Origin of the sequence: Pseudobacteriovorax antillogorgiicola (assembly GCF_900177345.1) — a bacterium.
Classification (GTDB): Bacteria; Bdellovibrionota_B; Oligoflexia; order Oligoflexales; family Oligoflexaceae; genus Pseudobacteriovorax; species Pseudobacteriovorax antillogorgiicola.
In genome coordinates, this window is the sequence record NZ_FWZT01000015.1 from 58,386 (window position 1) to 72,899 (window position 14,514).

13 protein-coding genes are annotated in these 14,514 nt (G+C 47.3%); 6 read left to right on the plus strand and 7 right to left on the minus strand.

Annotated elements, in window-relative coordinates:
• On the plus strand, positions 1-2,232 hold the full coding sequence (locus B9N89_RS18735) for a chemotaxis protein CheB (protein WP_132319702.1): 2,232 nt from the start codon (positions 1-3) through the stop codon (positions 2,230-2,232).
• 246 nt (positions 2,233-2,478) lie between these two features.
• The gene (locus B9N89_RS18740; protein ID WP_132319704.1) at positions 2,479-2,652 is read left to right on the plus strand and encodes a KOW motif-containing protein; all 174 of its coding nucleotides are present in this window, start codon (positions 2,479-2,481) and stop codon (positions 2,650-2,652) included.
• A gap of 33 nt (positions 2,653-2,685) precedes the next feature.
• Here B9N89_RS18740 and B9N89_RS18745 read toward each other — a convergent pair whose 3' ends face one another.
• Entirely contained in the window at positions 2,686-3,270 is a 585-nt protein-coding gene (locus B9N89_RS18745) for a hypothetical protein (protein ID WP_132319706.1), read from the minus strand.
• 140 nt (positions 3,271-3,410) lie between these two features.
• Here B9N89_RS18745 and B9N89_RS18750 point away from each other — a divergent pair, with 140 nt between their 5' ends.
• The gene (locus B9N89_RS18750) at positions 3,411-4,439 is read left to right on the plus strand and encodes a guanosine monophosphate reductase (protein ID WP_132319708.1); all 1,029 of its coding nucleotides are present in this window, start codon (positions 3,411-3,413) and stop codon (positions 4,437-4,439) included.
• 45 nt (positions 4,440-4,484) lie between these two features.
• On the opposite strand, the gene B9N89_RS18755 is transcribed toward B9N89_RS18750, so the two are convergent.
• Genes B9N89_RS18755 through B9N89_RS18765 form a run of 3 tightly spaced genes read right to left on the minus strand, consistent with a single transcriptional unit; the run spans position 4,485 to position 7,474 of the window.
• Positions 4,485-5,498 carry a hypothetical protein gene (locus tag B9N89_RS18755; RefSeq protein WP_132319710.1) on the minus strand — a complete coding sequence of 338 codons (1,014 nt, stop codon included), beginning with the start codon at positions 5,496-5,498 and terminating at the stop codon, positions 4,485-4,487.
• The gene (locus B9N89_RS18760) at positions 5,498-6,370 is read right to left on the minus strand and encodes a TIGR02147 family protein (protein ID WP_132319712.1); all 873 of its coding nucleotides are present in this window, start codon (positions 6,368-6,370) and stop codon (positions 5,498-5,500) included. Before B9N89_RS18760 ends, B9N89_RS18755 begins: the two co-directional genes overlap by 1 nt.
• Positions 6,371-6,409: 39 nt before the next feature.
• The gene (locus B9N89_RS18765) at positions 6,410-7,474 is read right to left on the minus strand and encodes a hypothetical protein (protein WP_132319714.1); all 1,065 of its coding nucleotides are present in this window, start codon (positions 7,472-7,474) and stop codon (positions 6,410-6,412) included.
• A gap of 357 nt (positions 7,475-7,831) precedes the next feature.
• On the opposite strand from B9N89_RS18765, the gene B9N89_RS18770 reads away from it, so the two are divergent.
• A complete protein-coding gene (locus B9N89_RS18770) occupies positions 7,832-9,169 on the plus strand; it encodes an OmpA family protein (protein ID WP_159455478.1) in 1,338 nt (445 codons plus the stop codon).
• Positions 9,170-9,249: 80 nt separating this feature from the next.
• Here the strand turns inward: B9N89_RS18770 and B9N89_RS18775 are convergent, their stop codons facing one another.
• The gene (locus B9N89_RS18775; protein ID WP_159455479.1) at positions 9,250-10,824 is read right to left on the minus strand and encodes a DEAD/DEAH box helicase; all 1,575 of its coding nucleotides are present in this window, start codon (positions 10,822-10,824) and stop codon (positions 9,250-9,252) included.
• 166 nt (positions 10,825-10,990) lie between these two features.
• On the minus strand, positions 10,991-11,491 hold the full coding sequence (locus B9N89_RS18780; protein ID WP_132319720.1) for a hypothetical protein: 501 nt from the start codon (positions 11,489-11,491) through the stop codon (positions 10,991-10,993).
• 34 nt (positions 11,492-11,525) lie between these two features.
• Here B9N89_RS18780 and B9N89_RS31450 point away from each other — a divergent pair, with 34 nt between their 5' ends.
• Positions 11,526-11,672, plus strand: coding sequence for a hypothetical protein (locus tag B9N89_RS31450; RefSeq protein WP_159455480.1), 147 nt, complete (start codon positions 11,526-11,528; stop codon positions 11,670-11,672).
• A gap of 49 nt (positions 11,673-11,721) precedes the next feature.
• On the opposite strand, the gene B9N89_RS18785 is transcribed toward B9N89_RS31450, so the two are convergent.
• Complete coding sequence (locus B9N89_RS18785; RefSeq protein WP_132319722.1) at positions 11,722-12,021, minus strand: hypothetical protein; 300 nt, start codon at positions 12,019-12,021, stop codon at positions 11,722-11,724.
• Between the two features lie 255 nt (positions 12,022-12,276).
• Between B9N89_RS18785 and mrcB the strand changes: the two genes are divergently transcribed.
• Positions 12,277-14,514, plus strand: coding sequence for a penicillin-binding protein 1B (mrcB, locus tag B9N89_RS18790; protein ID WP_159455481.1), 2,238 nt, complete (start codon positions 12,277-12,279; stop codon positions 14,512-14,514).

Genomic DNA, 14,514 nt, shown 5'->3' on the forward strand with positions numbered 1-14,514 from the left:
ATGAGTTATCAATTTAGCCATGCCGAAAAGAAGAGAGTTTTTGAACTTGTTGACAAGTTAATCGGTACATCCAAGGTTGCTAGCGAGAGAGCCGAGATATTTCTTAATAATATCGAACGACGCATGTATCTCAACAATAAGAATAACCTTGAAAGCTACCTTCAATACTCTAGTCAGAACCCTAAAGAGCACTGTTATTTGATCTCATCGCTAACCATCCATACCACCTATTGGTTTCGGGAAGCTCGGCATTTCGAGTACCTCCGCGATACCTTTCTGGCGAATCCGAGAAAGCCGATTCGGGTGCTCAGTGTGGGCTGCTCGACTGGTGAAGAAGTCTATAGCCTGGCCTTGCTTTTAGAGTCCATTCGTAAGAAACATTTGGGTTGGGATTACTCAATCAAGGGAGTGGATATCGATCCGGTATCGATTGAAAGGGCACAAAAAGCCATTTATAACTCTAAAGATCTACCTAAAATACCTCACGAATACCACGGCGATGTTCTCGTCGGGAGCGGTAAGACGGAAGGGATGATGACCCTAAGCAAGGACGTGCGGAAGCGTTGTGAATTTGCGGAGTGTAGTGCCCTGCAGTTACCGTCAATTCAAGGTCATTACGATATTGTTTTCTGCCGTAATATGCTGATCTACTTTGATGAGGATCGCGTGAACCTCATTGTTAAGTACATCGCTGATAAGGTGGTCGAAGGTGGGATTTTTGTCTTAGGCCATAGCGAAAGCTTTTCAGCAAAAGTCTCCGCAGATCGGGTGGGTGGATCTGTATTCACTAAGGTTGGCGGATCTGGAGATAGTGGAAGTGAGGCTTCTGGTTCTAAGTTATCAACTTTAAACCTCCCCGATCCGGCCAGTGGCAATGGAGAGGACCAGGTATTGTGGTGTGACCTCCATAAGGGCGACGATATATCGAAACGCTTTCAATCTCAAAGTGAGCATAATGTTCATGTGATTCATAATCTTGAGGCGGGGTCAGATTGGCTCCGATCGAACTCACCGAAAATGATGATTGTCACAGTGGAAACATCAGATGCATCTAAACTTGCTGGCTGGCTAAAGAATGCTAAAACACGCTACCCTGATACGCCGTGCATCATCATTGGCGATGAGGGGGCTTTAAAGCACGATCTAAAAGAGCTTGAGATCATTGCAGATGAAATGTTGGATTTGAACTCCATTCGAATCAATCTTAGTGGCTTTCTGCAACGGGTAAATAATATTCTAGATATTCGTAAGACTGGCGGCCGGTTCTCACAGCTGCCAGTTGTGATCGTCGACGACGATAAGTTTGTGGCAGAAACCTTCGCAACGATTATTGAGTCAGCTGGCTTCAATACCAAAATGTTTTTTACCCCCGAAGAGGCTTTGGATTATGCTAGGGCAAATCCTGTTCAGGCTGTTGTAAGTGATTACATGATGCCGTCTATGAATGGCATTGAGTTTAGTGAGGCCATTCAGAAGGTTCGCGAGGGAGTCCCGATCATTATCGTTACTGGGCATATATCAGCTGATTTGAACTCCAAGCATGTTTTCCGGGTTGTAGGTAAGCCAGTGAACCCTGACGACTTGATCCAGCATGTTCAAGACTGCCTTCTAGCACGCTATAGTGGGAAACTTCTTCATCTTAATCGCGAGCGAGTGCGTTCCTTAGATCTATTGGTGATTGGTGGTAGCACTGGGGCGCCTAAGATTTTTCAAAAAATTCTATCCCAGCTGGGATCGCAATGTCCACCTACGGTCGTAGTTCAACACATTCCACCTCAATTTCAAGATTCATTTGCCTGTGACCTAGCACAAAGTTCAGGGCTAAAACTTGAAGTTGTGAACAATGAAGTAGCGCTTCAACCCAATACTTTATATGTGGCAGAACGGGATCGACACATCAAGGTCAGGCAAGGCCCCAAGCGAGAGATCCTCGTCTACTGTGACGACGATGAGCGCTACAAGGGACTACGACCCTGTGTCCATCATCTATTCAACTCTGCGGCAAATCTTTCCACACGGAAGGTTCTTGGAATACTCCTCACCGGGATGGGAGATGATGGCTCCCTTGCTCTTGGGAGTATGCGGCAAGCGGGGCAGTATACCATCGCCCAGGATCTTACATCTTCAACAGTATTCGGCATGCCCAAGGTTGCGATTGATCATGATAATGTCGATTACATTGGCTCTGCGGATGACATCCGGAGCATCCTGAGCCAGATTAAAGCCGCCTGAAGCAATTTTTTTTCGCCTTCAGCAAACAACGTAAGCAATTTTCTATGACTTAGCTAATTCCTTTGTACTAACGTACTGAAAAAACCTGCATTTTTGGGTTAGCTAACATGGGGTGATTGCTTGATATCTAAGATGCCCTCTCGGGTAGTTGCTTGTTTTTACAGCCTATTCTAGCCTTGGTATAGGTTTTTCTCGAAGCTCCGAAAGATACTTTACTGGAAGACGAATAGATTCAGGAGATCAGGCATGACATTCAACGTTGGGGATATTGTAAAAATCTCAGCTGGAGCTTACGAAGGGAAGCTGGGAGTTGTCAAGAACGTGCGAAACGATGATATCGACGTGCGGTTCGCAAAATCGAATAATTCGCTGGTTGTGATGAGCTTTCCCTTCGAAAGCATCGCAATGGTTGACGACTAGTAGAGCGCGCCACTCACCTCCTTACATGGAGCCCTAGCCATCATTTATCAGGCGAGGGACCATCACCATCACAAGTCCCAAAATGATGAGACTCAAAGCTGGAAACGTGAGCATTTCCAAATACCGGAAGATCTGAACGTGTGCCTTGATCGGATTGCGAAGCAGTCCAAAGCGCCAAGGCTTTCTCCCCTCCTTGGCCCATTGTTTCTTTGAAAAGCTAGCGAACACGGTGTAGCGGCCAGGAGCTAAAAGAAAGGCTTGGTCAATCCCTTGCAAGCCTTCCTTGTTGGTTGGTCTTAGGGTCAGCTTACGTGATCGGAGGAGGTCCTTACCCTGGCGAATCTTATAGATAAAGGCCATAGGTTGGCGAAGGCTAGGCTGCATCTCCAAGTACATTTGAACTGGTGACTCGCCGCTAGACCTTATAGTAAAAGATGCCTTGATGCGATGGGTCTTGAGGGTCCGATCGACAAGCAGGTCCGGCAAACCTCGGGGGATCTGAGAGCTACCAATCATCGCGATGAGAAATAATGGAATCGAAAAACTTAGGACTTTCATGCCGCGGGCTTGTGATCTCTGCCGCCAGCTCATTCGTCCATCCACGATAAGTCGCCTCACTCCGGTCCCTGTATCATTCCATTGTAGGTGATTCTGAGACTTGCTACAAGAACGGCAATCCACGAAATAGCTTGAGCTTTGGCTCAGTTTTGTATTACCCTTCGCAAGTTTGTGTAAAATTTGAAGCTATGAGGTTTACGATGACTCGTGCCATCACGTTTGACGATGTTCTTTTAGTGCCATCCTACAACCATTACGCCTCACGACGGGTCGTCGATATCTCGTCTCAAGATCATATGGGTAAGCTATCCTTGGATCTACCGGTCATGACCGCCAACATGGATACGATTACCGAGGATAAGATGGCGAACTTTATCGGCTCCAAGGGGGGGATTGGTGTTCTTCATCGCTTTATGGATATCGATCAGAATGTTGCTATGTTCAAGCGGTGTAAAACGAAGACTTTTGTCTCCATTGGCTGCAACAGTCAAGAGTTGGAGCGTGCCAAGGCTCTCGCTGAGGCAGGGGCGGGTTACTTTTGTATCGATGTCGCCCACGCCCACGCAAAATATGTAGGTCAAACACTCAAAGACTTGCGAGATTTGTTGGGCAAGGATGCATGCATCATGGCTGGCAATGTCGCAACTTATGCTGGGGCAGACTATCTTGCGAGTTGTGGGGCTGATGTTATCAAGGTTGGCATTGGTGGGGGATCTGTGTGCACGACTCGCATCAAGACTGGTTTTGGTGTGCCGAATCTAACGGCGATTGCTGAGTGTGCGCGGGTAGGACGCTCGGTTGTAGCAGATGGAGGCATCAAGGCCGCTGGAGATATCGTGAAGGCGCTGGCGTTTGGAGCTGATTTTGTGATGATTGGTAGTATGTTAAGTGGCACTAGGCCTACTCCTGGTGCTGTTCTCACGAGAGACCTCGAAGATGGCAGTCCCTATCGCTACAAGACCTATCGGGGTATGGCCAGCCGAGAGGTAGCAGAGGACTACCATGGGGGTGTTGCTGAATGGAAAACTGCGGAGGGCGTGGCTACGGAAGTACCGTATCGTGAAACCGAAGAAGAGATTATAGCTGACATTATCGGAGGTCTCCGTTCTGGGCTAACCTATGGCGGTGCTGCAACGATCAGGGAGTTGCAACGCAAGCTTAACTACGTAGAGGTGAGTCCAGCGGGAAGGCTTGAATCACTCCCGCACAAGTTAATGCAACACAGCTGATACATGGAGAGGGAGCTAGCGTATTTAGTGCTAGACTCTCAGCCATCAATTAAAAGTGCAGTTATTGACCTCAAAGGCCTGGCTATCGCCATTGTCAAAGGTAATCGTGCCAATACTATCTTCAAACTCTACTGTGAAGCTGCTTGTCGGCTCCGTTGCAGCATCACTCTCATAGACAAACCCTTGCATGGTACCCGAGATTGGAGAACAGGAATCGTTTTCAAAGCTAAGGTTATCGTAGCGGGTGATTAGTCGGGATTCATCATCAAATGTGGAACGTACATCACCACTACGGATGACAAAGCTAGCGAGTCGATTGCTATCTGAAAAACTCTTGGCAATAATCAACGGAGTAGCTTCATCGACTTGCATAGTATGTTGGTACGAGCCGGTGGTATCTGTAGAATCGTAGCTAACACTATGGGCGATGCTATAAGACATCGTCTCTACGATTATCCCTGTTGCTTCGCGGCTCATTTGAATGGTGCGGTTACCGTTGAGTTCCACTGTTTTGATGAGGAGGACCTCCTCATCTGATAGCCGGGTGATTGTCTTATCGCGCCGCGATTCTTGCTGGATAGAAAGGCTCAGGCTATCGATCCCTGACCATTGCACTCGGGCGCGACGAGAATCGCTGCTACAGGCAATCTCTTGATTGGGAATGACCCAAGTTGCAGTGGAGCTGCGGCTGAGTGATTCCTCTACAGTTCTCCGCCGCGCACCGATTCCAACATCGTAGCTAACCGTTCCGCTTGTGGACTTAACGACAACCGTTTCGCTGCCAGAATCATCGCAGGAGAAGGTGATGTCGAAGCCTGTGTTTTGGGCCAAACTTAAGAGAGATGCACTACTTCGTGAATCATAGGTGTCGGTAACAGCTGATAGGGCTTCATTATAGTGATCGCTGGCTACCAATGTGACAACATCTGGATCATCAGCTACCTTAGTTGTTCCGGTGCTACTATCTGGATTGGTTGGGTTGGCAGGGTTGCCCACCTCAACACCGCAGCTAGCAAAGAACAAGATCATCGATAAGGTGATCAATACAATTTGGATCATCACTTATCTCCTTTGTTCAAATCGGTTGTTGGAAAGAGCTGGATATTCATCTGATAGACTTCGTCGCATTGATTGCGCTTTTGGTCGGCAAGAGCTAAAATTTTCTTCCTAAATACGCTAATCTCTTCCTTCAGGCTTGGCAGTAATGTCATCGGAATGGAAATGCTGACTGAACTGATATCTCGCTCTTGGTCTGGAACAGATGTGATGGATTCCTTGCCAAGATCGATCATCCGTTGATGATATCGAGTTACGGCGATAGAGGCGACTTCATCTCCGGTAGTGACGCGAAGCTTTGTCGGTTCCAGGCGACCCGTTTCAGGGTTGTCTTCGATCAGCTTCAAACTTTTGAGAAGCTGCAAGCTCTTTCGAGCTTGCTCTGGGCGAATATTGGGCTTGACCGCCTTTGCAATATAGCTAGGGTCTGCATTAAAGTCAGCCATGAATGTCATTTGATAGATGATCACATGAAACCATTCGCTAAAAAATTCAAGTTGGGACTGACTTTCAGGTTGTGAAAGAACCTTGGACTTGATTTGCAAAAGCTCCTGAAATAGGTTTTCGCGGCTTTGAGGTTGGCGCGCATTTTGATACTTCACTAAATTTACAAAGTACTTCTTTTCAGGCCCTGATAATTGTAAGGCTGCGATAACCTTGCTCGCAGCCTTACTGGTAAGGGGACGTTTGCCTTTTATTATGAGGTGAAGGACATTGGTGCGAGAAAAACCAAGATCTTCAGAAAACCGGATATAGGAGTAACGGTTTAGTTTTGACTTAACAATTTGGTAGACGGCGTCTAAATACTGCCGATAGTCTAAGTAATCCAGAGGGGAAACTTTTTGTTTCAGCATGTCCATAAGATCTTGATTCATGGTGCACTCCTGAAGCAGGCAGGGCCTGCTTCCTAGGGCTTATTGAAAGTCTGCCGCATAGCAAAGGTCATAGTCAAAGTCAGTGATCTCCTCTGGGTTATCTGAGTCGGTGATATCCATCAAGGTGTAAGAGCCATTATCAACGGACACTTCAAGCGTTTTTACTGCAGTATCGCTCCCGTTATCATAGAAATTTGCGGTCAGCTTTCCAGATGTTGGGGTGCACTCACCATCTACAAAGGTGATCAGGTAGTCGTCAAAGCTGGTGACGACATAGGACGCATCGTCTTCTGATGCTCTGAGTGAACCTGAACTTATAAGCTTCGACTGCAATTCGTAGCTAGTTGCATCTCGAACGCTCGTGACGTTAAGCTCTTCACCATCCACTGTTTCAATCGTTAGAGACAAGGACACGTTGTTATCGCTGTTAGATGATGAAACCTCGCTAGTTCTTGTCACTGAACTGGAAACTGATTTTACCCGGGTAAAGGTCCCATCGCCATTGTCGGTATGAGAGATCCAAGTTATGGTGCGGCTGCCGGAAGCTGTCTGCTGCTTGGTCCTTGTGGTCTCGCTGTTATCAGAAGAGCGCACCCTTGAATTACTGGAGGACTTACTTCGATCGAAGCTAAGAGAAAGGGAAAGGTTGCTAATGTCTCCATCCCAGTCTATATCTGCATATGAGTTTGAGCTATCACATAAAACAGCAGTCTCGCCTTGGCTCCAAGTCCTAATGGTTGTGCCAGAGCCGGTCAATTCTCGTGTGATCGTCGCAAAGCGGGTCGTGAACTCCACTGAGCCACTGATGCTTTTTTCAAGTGTTACCTGGGCACTAGTACCATCTTCTACACAGCTTCGACTTCTCTCAATTGTTGGCCGAGATTCGTTGCCTTGCAAGGCTAGCGTGCTAGAGTTGCTACTGCTACTACTATCGCTCAACGCTTCTAAAGCGTCGGTGAGGCTGGTTGATACAGACTCGCTAGAAACCGTTTCACTAGAGCTTAAGCTTGTAGTCGATGTTTCTTCACGCTCGTCACTCTGACCACAGGATATCGCAATGCTAGACATGATGCTTAGGCTGATAAGTTTGCTTATGAGGTTCATAGACTCTGGTCTCCAATAAAGGTTCGATGTTTTGTTATCAGGTTGATCTTGCGACCTACAAAGAACCCATCGGCAGTTATATTTTGCACATGAGATTTAAATTTTAAGTTTCTATAATTAATATAATTAAATTTAATTTTTGAAGGAAAGTTTACTTTATTTTGCATATCAAAATTTTATGTCGGGAAAGATTTTCCTCAGTGTTAATCGAGATTTGTCAACTTGCTTGACAGTCATCTGATTCCTGCAAATACCCTGGGTAAGAATGGGGTCTTTTTTTAGATAGATAGCATTGGTTTCGGTTTTGCAATGTTAGCAATGTGGAACTTGTTCGACTCTATTATTGGGGAAGCTGTCATGTGGAAGACCATTGTCGCTGTTTTTTTGCTCTATAATTCCGCTGCTTTTGCCAATACCATTGGCTCCGACCACCAGAACTTTAACCAGGGTATATCGTTTGTGGACTATTTAACTGTCCATTCAAGCAAGACTTTAGGGGCAGGTGGATTCAGCCTTAGTTTGGGCCTCAATCATGGTGTCAACACCCTGCCATACTTCGAACAGCCAGACGGCAATCGTGATATCCTGAAAGAATACAACGATGGGTTGTCAGCTATGGATGTGAACTTTGCTCTCGGACTAAGCGATCGTTTCGATCTAAGTTTGTCGGTTCCCTATATTGTTCACCAACGAGTGGCTGACGATGATCAGTATCATGGCCAATTCGATAAGATGGGCAATACAGAAGTTCGCGGCGGCTTCAAGTGGCGGTTCTTGGAAGGGGCCATGAGCGGTCTTGCTCTCGTTGGTACTGTCAATTACAATAGGGTAGAAAATAATCCTTATACCGGTGATGAAGAGTGGCCAGCATATTCCTTAGAGCTAGCTGGTGAATTGCAGTTTGGTCAAATACACTTGGCAGCAAACTTAGGGCACCGGTGGCGAAACTCTGGTGAGAGTATTGCCTTCGATAATGATACTCCCATTGAGCCCTATGAGAATCAGTGGCTGTTTTCCTCTGCTGTGGAGTGGTTTATCCCATCTACGAGATGGAGCGCTCTTGCTGAGTTCTATGGCAACTACACTAAAACAGATATTGTGGCGATTTCACCAAGGAATGCCTCGGTGCTAGAGGGTGTCGCTGGCCTTCGTTATCGTCCTATCGATCAATTGATTCTGCAGGCTGGTGGTGGTGCTGAAATGCGCCATGCGGTGAGTAGTGCTGATCAGCGCTACTTCGTTGGCTTGCTTTGGAAGTTTGATATCGATCTCAAGAGGGACGAGCCTGTACTCATCCACGAGCCGGCACCATCTCCACCACAAGTGAAAACAAGCCCTGACCTGGTGATACAATTGGAAGATATTCAATTTGCCTATGACTCGTATCGTATGAGCACCGGAAGCGAAAAGTCTAAGTTAGATAAGGTGAAGTCGGTTTTACAAAACCATCACATGATCGAAAGGGTTGTTGTGGAGGGCCATGCCTGCAAACTAGGCTCGGACGAATACAACTTCGGACTTAGTGATCGCCGAGCAGACACTGTATTGGATTGGGTCGTCGACGAGGTCGGCGTGCCACGAGAAAAGGTTATCCCGGTTGGATACGGTGAATCAAGACCTCATGCAAGTAACGACACTTCTGAAGGTCGCTCACGAAATCGTCGCGTGAAGTTTGAAATTTTCTACAAGCAATGAAAAAAATAGGGCCCGAGAAATTGGGGCCCTATTCGTATCAGAAAGTCTGAAATCCGAATGTTTATTCGGATTTTTTTGTTTTAGTTGCTACCAGAACCGTAGCTAGGGTTGTCAGAATTGTAGCGACGAGGTCGTTGATCATAGCGATTCTGACCACCTTTTCTGCTGCCGCCCCCTTGAGAACCACCGCGATAAGAACGACGACCTTCGCCGTAGCGTCCCCCTGAGAAACCATCGTTGCTTCGGCGGCGACGATCACCATATCGCCCACCCTGGCTGTTGTTACGGTCGTAACGGCGTTCAGGACGAGGAGCTTTTAGAGGGCGGTAATCGCCTTCAGAAAGTGAGGTTCCAAAACCGATTTGCAGCAGTGCTGCAATAGCCTGGTTGGGAGGCACATCTTGCAAAATATTCTCAGAAAGAGTGAAGTAGTGCTCAAATCGACCTTCTTCACTAGAATTTTGTAAGCTATCCAATGCTCCAGCTAGCTTTGCATGGATTTTCTCTTTCTGGGCTTTGATAATGCTTTGCACCGAAGGTGGTGTTTGCTTTTCAATCTTACCCTTCGCAACGTGTTGAATCGATCTGAGTCGATGACGCTCTTTAGGGCTGACCAAGCTAATCGCCATACCTTTTTCTCCAGCCCGACCGGTTCGACCGATTCTGTGGACGTAAGACTCAGGGTGACTTGGTAGAGAGTAGTTCACTACGTGGGTGAGGGCTTTGATGTCGACCCCTCGTGCTGCCACATCAGTAGCGACAAGAATTTGTAGCTTGCGATTCTTGAAGCGATGAACAATTTTCTCTCGTTGGTTCTGGCTGATGTCACCATGAAGGGCTTCGCTGCTAAAGCCAGCTTTAATCAGCAGATGATTCACTTCATCTGTTTCCACTTTGGTGTGGCAGAAAACGATACCATAGAAATCTGGATTGGCGTGAATAACCCGCTCCAAGGCTTCTTGCTTGTCTGAATCATAGACTTCGTAATAAATCTGTTCGGTCAGAGCTGTGGTTAGCTCTTTTGGCCGTAGATTGATTTCGATCTTTTCTTTCATATAGCGATCGACAATACGGTTGAGCTGTGGTGGCATTGTCGCAGAGAAAAGCAACATCCGACGATTTTCCGGAGCGAAGCTTAGGATTGTTTCGATATCATCGATAAATCCCATATTAAGCATGTCGTCCGCCTCGTCTAGGACTACATACTGGAGGTCGTCGACTCGAAGTGCCTTCCGATCCAACAAGTCGATCACGCGGCCCGGAGTTCCGACAACAATCTGAGCGCCCTGCTTAAGGGTTCTGATTTGGCGATCATAGGACGAACCACCGTAGATCGAGCAGATCTTAAGATTGCGCTGACCTTTGAGGCGATAAATCTCTTCACAGATCTGCTTTGCAAGCTCTCGTGTGGGAGCTAGGATCAAAGCTTGTACCCGCGGTAGATCTGGATTGATCGTTTCAATTATGGGCAAGCTAAAACTAGCCGTCTTACCAGTACCAGTCTGCGCAAGTCCGAGGATGTCGCGACCGCCGTTTAGTAGTTCTGGGATACTTTTTGCTTGGATGGGGGTGGGAGTTTTGAAGCCAATGGATTCTAGATTTTCAACAATGTCTTGGCTTAGGCCTAGAGTGGCAAACGTGAGTTCTTGGGTCATATACTTCTTTCTTTGTCTAACGGCAGCTAACTCCGTCAGAGCCTGCTGCATACCCGATCTTTTACCGATGAATCATCAGTACGTCTTTTTTGTGTGGTGCTTTTAACGTGAAAACGAATCCGACACAAGGAAATTCCTTAGAAAATTGGGATCTTGCTTCCTGGCTCTATAGAATGCTAATGATTTCTAGGGTTTGGCTGCCAGCTTCAATTTCGTCGCCGGCAAAGCTATCCACCAGTTCCACACCTAACGGGGATTCGGGGCTAACGATACTTACTGGGCTGGTCTGCCAATTGACGGTCATCCCTGCCCCGTAAGGGGAGAGAAACACCAACTTTTTCTGGTTAGGGTGAATAGATTCGAGAGAGACAAGGCAGCTAACGCCGATGGCTTGATCCTTGTCAAAAAGAGTGGGTTTAAGAGCCGAGAATGACACGATGTCTGCTCTTAATAAGTTTGCTCGCTCAAACTGAGAGCCAGCAAGATAAGATAGCTCAAGGCCGTGGGTATCGTACTTGCTCTTCGCAACGGCATCTTCGTGAGTAGCTCCCCCGTGGGCAGCCTGCGCCGAACGGACAATATCATCTAGGTTCTGTCTCATCTGAGCAACGATGATCTCGTGGAGTTGTGTTTTATCGGCAAGGGTCTTCTTGTCCAGTGTAGCCATGGATTGCAACCTTCAATGAAAATCACGACCAAAAATGCAAGCATTAGTTCTATCAGATCTTTATGAGGCTGACTATCTAGGTTTAAGCGGAAGCGTGGTATCGAGTGGCCTTGGCATGAGGGGCGAACTGAAACCAGACGACGGCAGCATCGCCGTCATCACGGATTTTGCGAAGGAGTAGCTGGCAATTCCATATTTGAAACATGGCTTTTGAATCTGAGACCGAAGATTTAGCGGTTGTAGCTAAATCGATTGCCTCGCCTCTTCTTGCGTTTCTTCTTCTTGCCCCGGTATTCCTCACACTCTTCTGGTAAGGTGCGTACCATGCTCTTTCTACAAACTACTGTCTTTTGCGGGCGACGCTCAAAACGGCGCTCATCAGTGGGTTTATCGATCTCTTTCATGAGCGGCTGCCAGTGGAGTTGGTAATATTCCTCTATGGTCTTATCCACATAAGCCATATCTTGCTTGGTCAGGCACCCCGTCTGCAACAACAGTGGAATCGCCAAAAGCAGGTAAGTAGCTTTCATACCGTCCTCTAATTTAGTGGTCCCCATTGGAAATATCGGCATGTTTCTGTATAGTCTTTAGGACTTATGGGAAACAGCCTGCGCGCTTTCTTAAGATCCTATAATGAGTAAGATATTTGGATAGGACTGATTGGGTGCTCATCTTTATTACCACTGAGTCAGAAAAAGCTCTGCCTTGACTGGATAGCCGTCGAGGCTTGGCTTTCTGATCGGGCAGACCCTCCCTCATTCCGGCGTTTCAAGAGGAGTAAGATATTGAAATCGTTCCTTAAGGTGCTCTCCATCAGCCTTGTGATTGGGCTTCTGGCGGGGCTTGTGTTTCTCGACTTTCAGGTAAGGCAAAAGTTTGAAGGTAAAAAGTGGCGACTGCCATCACTTGTCTATGGCCGAGCCATGGAGCTGTACGATGGCAAGGAGCTGAACGATCGCTACCTTAGGCGTGAGCTACTTGAAAGTGGCTATATTCCTGTTGTTGATGTTCAAGCCCCTGGTCAGTTCTCTGTGAGGGGGGATCGCTATAAAATTTATAAGCGAATGTTTCAATTCTGGGATGAAAAAGAGCCAGCGCAGCTGGTTTCGTTTGAAGTGTCAGCGGGGGGCCTTAGCGATCTAAGCATCGACGAACAGCCCGTAGATCTTGTGAGACTTGAACCTTTAATGGTGGGTGGAATGTATCCCCATCACTTTGAAGATCGCAAATTGATCAAACTTCAGCAGGCTCCCCAAGTTCTTATTGATGCCTTGATCGCGGTCGAAGATCAGGGCTTCTACGAGCATTGGGGGATCTCCCCGAAAGGGATCGCAAGAGCTATTTATTCCAATATTAAAGCGGGTCGGGTCGTGCAAGGGGCAAGTACCTTGACACAGCAACTTGTGAAGAACTTCTATTTGAGTTCCGAGCGAAGTCTGCGAAGAAAGCTTTTGGAAGCAGTTTATTCCTTACTTCTTGAATTGCACTACAGCAAGGAAGAGATCTTAGAAACCTATTTAAACGAGGTCTATCTCGCTCAAAATGGCAATCGAGCGATTCATGGCTTTGGTCTCGCCTCTGAATACTACTTTAGTAAGTCAATCGAAGAGCTTAGCCTTGACGAAGCTGCATTGTTGGTGGCTCTAGTCAACGGACCCTCGTACTTCAACCCTCGCCGTCATCCAAAGCGTTGTCTCAGCCGCCGCAACAAAGTGCTAAGAATGCTTTTTGAAGCAGGGAAAATTGAAGAAGAAGCTTATCAAGAGGCATTGAAAAAGCCCCTTAAAGTGCCTCCGACTCCTAAAACTAAGAGTATTCGCTATCCAGGATACCTTGATCTCGTCAAACGGCATCTGGAACGTGATTACTACGCCGAAGATTTGCAGGGGGAGGGCATGCGCATCTTTACCGCCTTCGATCCTCATTCTCAGTGGGCAGCGGAAGATGCTGTTGATCAGGTAATCAAACGCTGGGGCCGTGCCGGTGAAGATTTAGAGGCTGCGGTGATCGTCGCGGGGGCATCAGGCGATGTGGAAGCCGTGGTGGGAAGCAAGCGCTCAGGATACCAAGGATTTAACCGTGCCTTGGACAGCAAACGATCTATCGGCTCTCTTGTAAAACCGGCAGTGGTACTGGCAGCCTTGGAGACGAAGGAGTATGTTCTATCGTCCATGATAGATGACGCTCCCATTGAGCTCAAGCAGGCTGATGGCAAGATATGGAAACCTCAGAACTACGATCAAAAGAATCACGGCCTTGTGCCGCTTTATCAAGCACTTTCTCACTCCTACAATCAAGCAACGGTCCGCTTAGGCCTCGATATCGGGCCTGAAAAAGTTGCCGATACCTTAAGGCGCCTCGGAGTGTCAGATGAGATCCCGACCAATCCAGCGATGTTGCTTGGTTCGTTTGGTTTGAGCCCATTCGAAGTGATGAACATCTTCCAAACACTTTCGTCGGCCGGCTTTCGTGCTCAATTGCGCAGCGTACGCTACGTGATGAATTACCGGGATCAGGTTCTTCAGTCTTATCCTCCCAATATTCAGCAAGTTTTTTCTCCTGGTCTGCTTCATATTCTTCAGTATGCTCTGCAAGTGGTCATGTATGAGGGCACGGGAAAGAGCGCCTATAACACGATCGATGATGAGCTAAGGGCGGCAGGAAAAACAGGAACCAGTAATGATAAGAGGGATAGCTGGTTTGCTGGCTTTACTGGGGACAAGCTCTCTGTTGTTTGGATGGGGCGAGACGACTATGCGAAAACCCCCCTCACAGGAAGTTCAGGAGCGCTGCAAGTGTGGGCTCGGTTGATGAAAGATATTTCTCGGCAACCGCTAAATTTTCAAAAGCCTGACGATGTGGATTATTTTTGGGTGGACGAAGACAATGGTCGTGGTAGTTTCCACTTCTGCCAGGGTGTACGAAATATGCCATTCTTAAAGGGTCAAGAGCCAGAAGGTCAGTCGCCCTGTATTAAAAGTATGGACCCGGTGATGGACTGGTTTAAACGTTTATTTGAGTAG